Here is an 8,751-nt window from a genome sequence, read left to right as displayed (position 1 = left end):
GTGGTAGAAAAAGCATCGTAATACCGATAAGTGATTGAGTGGTTTGATAATTTGAGTGGTTTTGACTTATTAACAAATTCAACGCAAACAACTAACATTAACACAATCAACTAAAAAAATAATACCTTTGCCATGTTAATTTAACATTATGCCTGTACAGGAAACTATTGCGTTGGTAAAAAAGATTTTTGAGGCCTACCTCGAAAACAAAAGTCTCCGGAAAACACCCGAGCGCTTTGCCATACTCGAAGAAATTTATTCGAGAAGCGATCATTTTGATGTGGAATCTTTATACATCCACATGAAGAATAAGAAATACCGCGTAAGCCGCGCCACGGTTTACAACACTTTAGAATTGCTGGTATCATGCGATCTGGTAACCAAACACCAGTTTGGCAAGAACATGGCCCAGTTCGAAAAATCATACGGCTACAAACAGCACGATCACATTATTTGTATTGATTGCGGCAAAGTGGTTGAGTTCTGCGACCCGCGTATACAGCAGATCCAGAGTATGATGGGCGATCTTTTAAAATTCGAAATCAAGCACCACTCTTTAAACCTTTATGGTAATTGCGCCAAACTTCGCGAAGGTTATTGCGACAGAAGAGTTCAGTAGTGCACAAAAAAATTCATTTAAACTTATATTCAGATAAAGATATCATTTAATGGCTGTTGATGTATTATTAGGCCTCCAGTGGGGCGACGAAGGTAAAGGTAAAATTGTTGATGTGCTTAGCGCAGGTTATGACCTGATAGCCCGTTTCCAGGGCGGCCCAAATGCCGGTCATACTTTAGAGTTTGAAGGCAAAAAATTTGTTTTAAATACTATCCCTTCGGGAATATTTTTTGATAACACCATGAACCTGATTGGTAATGGCGTTGTTATCGATCCTATCACCTTGAAAAAGGAGCTTGATAAGCTTAAAGATGCTGGTCATGATCTTTTAGCGAAAAAGAATTTGATGATAGCTAAAAAAGCGCATCTAATTCTTCCAACTCACCAACTGCTTGATGCCGCTTCTGAAAAGAAAATGGGCGATGGCAAAATTGGTTCAACATTAAAAGGTATCGGCCCAACTTATATGGATAAAACCGGCCGTAATGGTTTACGTATTGGTGATATCACCCTGCCCGATTTTAAAGACCGTTACCAGAAACTGGTTGACAAGCATACTTCAATGTTACAAGCCATGTATGGCGAAGTAGCTGATTTTAGCGAGCGCGAGGCTGCATTTTTTGAAGCGATTGAATACATCAAACAATTCCCGCTGGTTGATTCTGAACATTTGGTTAACCAATATATTAAGGACGGTAAAAAGGTATTAGCTGAAGGTGCACAAGGCGCCATGTTGGATATCGACTTTGGTTCGTACCCGTTTGTTACCTCATCAAATACTACGGCTGCCGGTGCTTGTACTGGTTTAGGTATTGCCCCAAGTAAAATTGGCGATGTAATAGGTATTTTTAAAGCTTATTGCACCCGTGTTGGTGGAGGCCCCTTCCCTACCGAATTAAACGATGAAATGGGCGAAGAATTACGCCGCATAGGCCACGAGTTTGGCGCTACAACAGGCAGGCCACGCCGTACCGGCTGGATCGATCTTCCTGCTTTGAAATATGCTATTATGCTGAATGGTGTTACCCAATTGGTAATGACAAAAGCCGATGTGCTTAGCGGTTTTGATAAGATCTACGCTTGTACACACTACAACTACTTAGGCGAACAGATAGATTACATGCCTTATGATATTTGCTCGGTTGATGCCCACCCTGTTTTGAAAGAAATTGATGGTTGGAACGAAGACCTTACAGGCATTACCGAATTGAACGAGATCCCTGCAAAACTGCAGTCGTACATCGAATATTTAGAAGCTGAGCTTGAGGTACCTGTGAAATGGTTATCTGTAGGACCAGACAGAAAACAGACTTTGGTGTTGCAATAGAGTTTAACGATTGGCGGTGGGGACACCGCCAAATGGTATAATATCTTCTGTTTCTGGTGTCCTCACCAGAAACATTATAAAACATTTCAAAAGGCCTCGATTTATCGGGGCCTTTTATATTTAGTTAACTATTTTTGTAGTGTGATTATCGAGATATCCGACGTAGCCGTATTTAAACAAAAGGCGCTTGCATGGGCTGCAACCTTTGATACCCTTTGCTACCTCGATAGCAACAGCTTTAACGATCCCTACGGCAAGTTCGACACTATAATAGCCGTTGGTACCAAAGCAGAGTTAACGGCCAGTGCAGGCGATGCTTTCACGCAGCTATCGGCTTTTAGGAGTGCTAACCCCGGCTGGATAACCGGTTTTTTTGGTTACGACCTGAAGAACGAAACAGAGAACCTGCAATCCAACAACCCCGACCAGCTTGATTTCCCCGACCTTTACTTTTTTGCGCCTGAAACACTTATCAGCATAAAAGGGAATATGGTTGAGATAATTGGTGATAATGACAAAATCCAAAAGCTAGTGGAGCCAGAGGGATTCGAACCCTCGACGCCCCATACTGTCACCTCTATTAACCTGCAACCCCGCTTTAGCAGACCAGAATATGTGGACACCGTAGAGAAGATCAAAAACCACATTGTTCGTGGGGATATATACGTGACCAATTTTTGCCAGGAGTTTTTTGCGGAAGATACCGTAATTGACCCGCTGGCTATCTTCTCAAATTTAAATAGCGTTTCCCCCACCCCATTCTCTACTTTTTTTAAGTGGAAAGGCAATTATATTATGTGTGCTTCGCCCGAGCGTTTTTTGGCGAAACGAGGCAGTAAACTGATCTCACAACCCATAAAAGGAACTGCCCGGCGCGATGCTGATAAGAAGGTGGACCAATCCATTATAGAGGAACTCCGTAATCACCCAAAAGAACTACAGGAAAACGTAATGATTGTAGACCTGGTGCGGAATGACCTTACACATTCCGCTAAACCCGGCACGGTTAAAACCGAAGGGCTTTACAGTATACAAAGCTTTAAGCAGGTGCACCAAATGGTATCAACCGTGGTATGCGAGTTGCGCGATGATGTATCTGCTATAGAAGCGGTAAAAAACACCTTCCCCATGGGCAGCATGACCGGTGCACCAAAAATTAGCGCCATGCAGCTCATGGAACAATATGAACGGAGCAAACGAGGAGTATACTCGGGCGCAGTAGGTTATTTTAGCGAGGATAATGATTTTGATTTTAACGTAGTGATCCGCACCCTGCTATACAATTCCACCAAAAAGTATTTATCGTTCCATGTGGGCAGCGCCATCACCTACCACGCTAATGCAGAGCAGGAATATGAGGAATGTTTATTGAAGGCAAAAGCTATCCTGGAAGTATTGGGTCAAGGAGCAGCTTATCCGCAATCCTAACAGCTATTTCCGAACCATTTGCCCAGAAAGCGGAGAACGGCTTTACACTCAAATAGGGCACAAACGCGTCGCCGTATAATTCTTTTATATCCGCCTCAAAAACAAAATCTTTAACCTCGGCAATTTGCCAGGCAATATGCTCTACCTCGTATTGCATAGTTTTATAATCGGTTAAGCGGTTATATCCCCAGTAATGCTCAAATATAAATTCTTCGGGGCTGCCGGCTTCTATTGGGATAAGACTATTGCGAACTGTCGCGCCTAATTTATTCCAAGTGCCCTTTAGTTTCCACTCGTATAAAAACCGGGTATGATTAGCACCCTCTTTGGTTACTGAATGCCGCATAGGCAACGAACGGTAATGTTCTTTATAAAGATTATTAGCAATAAGCGCGATCATGCTTTTGGGCACTATTTCGCTTATAAATACCGCGCCGCGTTTCCATTGCTTACCATCAAAATGGCGAACATAAAAGCGCAGGTTCACCTCCTCAAAATTTACGTGGAATGGCCATTTTATGCCCAGTACATGCGTATCCTTGAACATAAAACCAACCATACTAACCAATGCCTTGCCTTGCCAAAGATCTATCTCTGTAGCAGCTGGCAGATACGGCTTTAGTATTTCGGGGTCAACCTCGTAGTTCAGCATTACCAAGTTACGCCATTGGGCGGTTAAAAAGCGTGATTTAGATGTGGCCATGGGTGTAAAACTATGAATTATATGGTTTGTTTTTAAACCACAGAGGACACAGAGAAAGAAAAACACAGAGTTACACAGAGGCCTTAATATTTAAGCTATACCCTCTATAGTAACACAAAGGTCACAGAATTTAAACTCTGTGACCTCTGTGAAAATCTTTGTGTACTCTGTGGTTAAATTCTCTTATTTTCCCTTATAATATTTCATCGCCTCGGGTATCAGCTTTTGAATATTAGCTATACGGGTAGCATCAGATGGGTGTGTACTTAAAAATTCTGGTGGGGCGCCCTGGTTTTGCGCGGCCATACGTTGCCAAAAGCTAACAGCCTGGCGTGGGTCATAACCGGCCATAGCCATAAAAGTTAAACCCAGCCTATCGGCTTCATTCTCTTTATCTCTCGAATATTTTAATGTTGCCAGTTGGCCGCCTACACCGTAAAGTGTGCCTATAATAGCTTGTGTAGTTTGCGATTTGTTGCCCGTAGCAGCACCAACTGCTGCACCGCCGGCCTGTACAGCCATTTGCTGTGAAAGTGCTTCGGCAGAGTGGTGGGCAATAGCATGGCCAATTTCATGCCCCATAACGGTAGCTAAGCCCGCATCAGTTTGCGTAATGGGCAGTATACCGCTATAAACCGCAACTTTACCACCCGGCATACACCATGCGTTTATCTCTTTACTTTGTATCAGGTTAAACTCCCACTGATAATTATACTGATCGCCATAGCCATTAGTTTTTAAATAACTATCGATTGCGATAGCAAGCTGATTGCCTATGCGTTTAACACGCTGGGCATCGGTACCGCTATTAATAACTTTTGTGCTGGGGTCTGATAATAACTGGCGATAACTTTGTGCCGCGGCAGGGTTTATCTGGTCATCACTTACTAAGCTTAATTGTGAACGGCCGGTTAACGGCACTGTAGAACATGCGTAAATAGCGATGGCAATTATAGCCAGCGCGAGGATAGGTTTAATTCTTTTCATGGCAAGTCAGGTAGTTTTCTTTTTAAATAAATTAACTTTTGACTCTTTACCTTTTAATAATCGTTCTATGTTTTTTTGATGCGTAACCAGTATCAGTATGCAAATACACATTCCATATATTATGACCGATTTAATATACACCGGAAATATAAATGTTACACCGATGGGATACGTAAAACCTGCCATTATGGATGCTAATGATACATACCTGGTTATTAGCAGCGTTACAATAAATACCAATACGCAAAGTAAAGAAGCTGGTAAGTTTATAGCCAATATCATTCCAAAAAGCGTGGCAATACCCTTCCCCCCTCTAAAGCCTGCAAAAACCGGGAACAAATGCCCCATAACCGCGGCTATACCAAGTGCCAGTTCGTAATTAGTAAATGCTATGGAATGATAGGCCCCTGTAGTAGTAACCCCTATAACATAGGCCAGATTAGTGGCTGTCCATCCTTTTAAAATATCAAGCAGCATTACAGGTATGCCTGCTTTTTTGCCCAGCACCCTAAAAGTATTTGTAGCACCGGCGTTACCGCTGCCGTATTCCCGTACGTCTATATTGTAAAATGCCTGCCCTATCCATACTGCAGTAGGAATTGATCCGAATAGGTAAGCCAGAATAAGCGCTGAAATCGAGTAGATTGATAGCATCTGTCTGCAATATTATTAAATTGATGTTATACTACCGCAATATATCATTATAATTTTACTGCTTTTAAACTAAGATCTAAACTTTTCACAGAATGCGTAAGCGCGCCTACCGATACATAATCTACACCGCAATTGGCATAATCACGTATATTATCAATAGTTATGCCACCAGATGCTTCTGTAATATAGCGGCCTTCTATCATGTTTACTGCCTGCTTAAGGTCAGCAAAATTAAAATTATCTATTAATATACGGTTAACATTGCCGGTTTGCAAAACCTGCTCCAACTCATCAAGGTTTCTTACTTCAATCTCAATTGCCAGTTTTTTTCCTGTTTCGTTAATATAACGGTTGGCATTTTCAATTGCCTGGCGTATCCCGCCCGAATAATCAACATGATTATCTTTTATCAGGATCATATCATACAAACCGAAACGATGGTTAACGCCTCCGCCAGTACGTACAGCCCATTTTTCGAGGTAGCGCATTCCTGGTGTTGTTTTGCGCGTATCTAAAACTTTAGTATTTGTGCCTTGTAAAAGGTCTACTATCTGGTGGGTATTAGTAGCAATGCCGCTCATGCGCTGCATACAGTTTAACACCAAACGTTCGGCCTTTAAAATACTTTGGGCATCGCCCTCTACTTCAAACGCGATATCTTTGGGTTTAACCTCGGCGCCATCGTTCAAAAAAATGTTCAGCTTAAGGTTAGGGTCAACTTCACGAAATATCTCTGCCGCCAGCTCAACGCCTGCCAGTATACCGGTATCTTTAACTAATAATTTTGCTTTACCTTGTGTCCCTGCTTCAATAGTTGATAGTGATGTATGGTCGCCGTCGCCAACATCTTCACTTAAGGCATTTACTATAAACTGGTGTATAATTTCTTTGTTCAAACCTTTGCTTTTTTGAGTTTCAAAAGTAAGAACAATTGATGATTAATTAGGTTTTTCAGTTTCTATTCGCAACTCAATGATTGCCATTACTTTATTAACTTCTTTAAGGGTATATGACACCCGGAACTTGCCCTTATCGGTAGTTAAAATAAGCACGCCAAAGTTATAATTGGGGTTGGAGTTTATTCGATGAAGCAGCTTTACCGTTTGAGGTTTATTTTCTTTAAAAAACTTATCCAGTATCATTTCAGACTGTGCCTTTGAGTAAACATTGGTTTCATCCAATATGCTAATGTCTACATTAGTTGCAAAGAATTTGGCGATCTCGTGCGCGTTACCCTGTTTAATAAGTTCCGAAATTTTTTCAATAGTATCCGCAGTTGCTACCATAGGCAACAGGAACAACAGAGAAAGTAGCGGCAGGTATCTTAGTTTCATCATTTATATGACCATTAAACTAAAGAATTGTTGCATCTTAAAAAAATAAAGGTGTTTAAACTACAATCTTTAAACGTTGCTTTTATATTTGCATTGTGGAAAACAGAAAAAAAGTTGCATTAATTATACTCGACGGCTGGGGTTACGGCCGTAACGATAAATCGAACGCTATAATAGCGGCAGATACACCATTCTTCGATTCTATGATAGCGCAGTACCCAAACTCAAAGCTTGAAGCTTCGGGCATTGCTGTTGGCTTGCCCGAAGGACAAATGGGGAACTCTGAAGTTGGGCACATGAATTTAGGTGCCGGCCGTGTGGTTTACCAGGAACTGGGCCGTATAAACAAAGCAGTTATTGATAACGAGTTTGTACAAAACGAAGCCCTGGTTGAGGCTTTTGATTATGCAAGGGCAAATAATAAAGATGTGCATTTTATTGGCCTGGTAAGCGATGGTGGTGTGCACGCGCATATTAACCACTTAAAAGGTTTAGTAGATGCTACCACATCGTTAGGGTTGCAAAAGGTATTTATCCATGCCTTTTTGGATGGCCGCGATACCGATCCTAATTCGGGCATAAATTTCATAACCGAACTAGAGGATCATATTGCCCCTACCCCTGTAAAGCTGGCATCGGCCATTGGCAGGTATTATGCTATGGATAGGGATAACCGATGGGAGCGCGTTAAAAAGGCTTACGACCTGATGGTTAACGGCGAAGGCGAGGCTTCTCAGGATATCATCGCTTCTATCAAAAAATCATATGATGAAGGTATTACCGATGAGTTTATTTTACCGGTGGTACGTGTAGATAGCTATGGTAAACCACTTGCTGTTATAAAAGAAGGCGATGTGGTTATCTGTTTCAACTTCCGTACGGATAGAGGCCGCGAGATCTCACTGGCACTTACGCAAAAGGCATTTCCCGAGTATAATATGCATCCGCTTAACGTGCATTATGTTACCATGACATCGTACGATGAAACTTTCAAAAATGTTAAGGTAGTTTTCCGTAAGGATGACCTAACCAAAACCTTGGGTGAAGTTTTAGAAGGCGCCAATAAAAACCAGATCCGTATTGCCGAAACAGAGAAATATCCACATGTAACGTTCTTCTTCTCCGGGGGCCGCGAAACAGCGTTTAATAACGAGAAACGCTTATTAATACCATCGCCAAAGGTTGCTACCTACGATTTGCAGCCCGAAATGAGTGCCGAAGGTATCCGTGATGCCATCATTCCCGAACTGGAAAGTGGTTGGCCCGATTTTATATGCCTAAACTTTGCCAATACTGATATGGTTGGCCATACAGGAGTGTTTAGCGCGGTTATGAAAGCTGCCGAAACTGCCGATGCCTGCACAAAAGCAGTGGTAGAAACCGGTTTAAGAAATGGCTATTCGTTCATCATTATTGCCGATCATGGCAATGCCGATTATATGATAAATGAAGATGGTTCGCCAAATACAGCGCATACTACCAACCTGGTGCCTTGTATTATTATTGATAGCGATGTTAAGCACGTAAAAGATGGTAAGCTGGGCGATATTGCACCAACCGTATTACAAATGTTAGGTGTACCCATCCCCGAAGAAATGACCGGTAATGTTTTGGTATAAACCCATTAAAAAATATACAATTTATACAGGCATACTGCTGCTTTTAAGCGGCAGCTATGCCTGTAATAAACCCGAAATAA

General features: G+C 41.9%; 9 protein-coding genes. 4 read left to right on the top strand and 5 right to left on the bottom strand.

Annotation, left to right across the window (positions count from 1 at the left end):
• The first annotated feature begins 148 nt into the window (after positions 1–148).
• From JWQ85_RS08350 to JWQ85_RS08340, 3 genes are all read left to right on the top strand, one after another.
• A complete protein-coding gene (locus JWQ85_RS08350) occupies positions 149–619 on the top strand; it encodes a Fur family transcriptional regulator (RefSeq protein ID WP_299466786.1) in 471 nt (156 codons plus the stop codon).
• Between the two features lie 49 nt (positions 620–668).
• Complete coding sequence (locus JWQ85_RS08345; protein ID WP_299466782.1) at positions 669–1,946, top strand: adenylosuccinate synthase; 1,278 nt, start codon at positions 669–671, stop codon at positions 1,944–1,946.
• Between the two features lie 141 nt (positions 1,947–2,087).
• On the top strand, positions 2,088–3,374 hold the full coding sequence (locus tag JWQ85_RS08340; protein ID WP_299466779.1) for an anthranilate synthase component I family protein: 1,287 nt from the start codon (positions 2,088–2,090) through the stop codon (positions 3,372–3,374).
• Here the strand turns inward: JWQ85_RS08340 and JWQ85_RS08335 are convergent.
• From JWQ85_RS08335 to JWQ85_RS08315, 5 genes are all read right to left on the bottom strand, one after another.
• Positions 3,328–4,077, bottom strand: coding sequence for a DUF2071 domain-containing protein (locus tag JWQ85_RS08335; RefSeq protein WP_299466776.1), 750 nt, complete (start codon positions 4,075–4,077; stop codon positions 3,328–3,330). The two genes, JWQ85_RS08340 and JWQ85_RS08335, sit on opposite strands and share 47 nt — an antisense overlap.
• Before the next feature lie 183 nt (positions 4,078–4,260).
• Positions 4,261–5,064, bottom strand: a complete 804-nt coding sequence (locus JWQ85_RS08330) for a M48 family metallopeptidase (protein WP_299466773.1) — start codon at positions 5,062–5,064, stop codon at positions 4,261–4,263.
• A gap of 6 nt (positions 5,065–5,070) precedes the next feature.
• On the bottom strand, positions 5,071–5,718 hold the full coding sequence (gene plsY, locus JWQ85_RS08325) for a glycerol-3-phosphate 1-O-acyltransferase PlsY (RefSeq protein ID WP_256539042.1): 648 nt from the start codon (positions 5,716–5,718) through the stop codon (positions 5,071–5,073).
• A gap of 47 nt (positions 5,719–5,765) precedes the next feature.
• Entirely contained in the window at positions 5,766–6,614 is an 849-nt protein-coding gene (gene nadC / locus JWQ85_RS08320; RefSeq protein ID WP_299466768.1) for a carboxylating nicotinate-nucleotide diphosphorylase, read from the bottom strand.
• Between the two features lie 42 nt (positions 6,615–6,656).
• Entirely contained in the window at positions 6,657–7,055 is a 399-nt protein-coding gene (locus tag JWQ85_RS08315; RefSeq protein WP_299466765.1) for a DUF4783 domain-containing protein, read from the bottom strand.
• Positions 7,056–7,147: 92 nt separating this feature from the next.
• Here JWQ85_RS08315 and gpmI point away from each other — a divergent pair, with 92 nt between their 5' ends.
• Complete coding sequence (gpmI, locus tag JWQ85_RS08310; protein WP_299466762.1) at positions 7,148–8,671, top strand: 2,3-bisphosphoglycerate-independent phosphoglycerate mutase; 1,524 nt, start codon at positions 7,148–7,150, stop codon at positions 8,669–8,671.
• The last annotated feature ends 80 nt before the right edge of the window (positions 8,672–8,751 follow it).

The organism is Mucilaginibacter sp., assembly GCF_028288105.1.
Lineage (GTDB): Bacteria > Bacteroidota > Bacteroidia > Sphingobacteriales > Sphingobacteriaceae > Mucilaginibacter.
This window is presented reverse-complemented; position numbering and strand designations above follow the sequence as displayed.